This is a genomic window from Nitrobacter sp. 62-13, from assembly GCF_001896955.1.
Lineage (GTDB): Bacteria > Pseudomonadota > Alphaproteobacteria > Rhizobiales > Xanthobacteraceae > Nitrobacter.
This window is the reverse complement of record NZ_MKRN01000179.1, coordinates 41277-41771: the sequence shown is the minus strand read 5'-3', so window position 1 is coordinate 41771 and position 495 is coordinate 41277. Positions and strand designations below refer to the sequence as shown.

At 65.3% G+C, this 495-nt stretch carries 2 protein-coding genes; one reads left to right on the top strand and one right to left on the bottom strand.

Annotation, left to right across the window (positions count from 1 at the left end):
* On the top strand, window positions 1-241 hold a 241-nt coding region (locus BGN91_RS13025; RefSeq protein ID WP_292613786.1), incomplete at its 5' end, for a hypothetical protein.
* Here BGN91_RS13025 and BGN91_RS13020 read toward each other — a convergent pair.
* The coding region (locus tag BGN91_RS13020) for an SPOR domain-containing protein (RefSeq protein ID WP_292613785.1) at window positions 209-495 on the bottom strand (287 nt) is incomplete at its 5' end. The two genes, BGN91_RS13025 and BGN91_RS13020, sit on opposite strands and share 33 nt — an antisense overlap.

The window sequence follows — 495 nt, the reverse complement described above, 5'->3', positions numbered from 1 at the left end:
TGATCGTTGCGGTCCACTCTATCCGCGAATTCTTGACGAGTGGTTTGCAGGGCGGGGGGTTGGTGCGTTTTTGACGACGCGCCTGCGCGGGGCCTGGAACGCGATCGGTTATCACGCGCGCAGGATTTTGGGCGTCCCCAACGAAATGGCCGGGAAAGACCCGGCCACGCTTGCTCGAAAATCCTGTAGCGCGGCGCGGGCGCCGCGATCAGTTTTTGATCGTGATGCAGGGCAGGTCTGAACGCTTCAGGGTGCGGCACACCGCTTCGGCTTCATCGCGATCGAGCCCGGCGAAGCGGGCGCGGTACAGCTTCTTGTTGCCCTTGCCGACGGGTTCGGTGAAGGGATCGGCCTTGCCGAGCACGCCGCGGGCGCGGCCTCGCGCCGCATCGAGACGCTCGCGGGCCTCGCTCTCGGTTTCCAGCGCGCCGACCTGTATGATCCAGCCCGAATGCGTCGCCACCGGCTTTACCGCGCCGTTCTGCTGAATGGCTT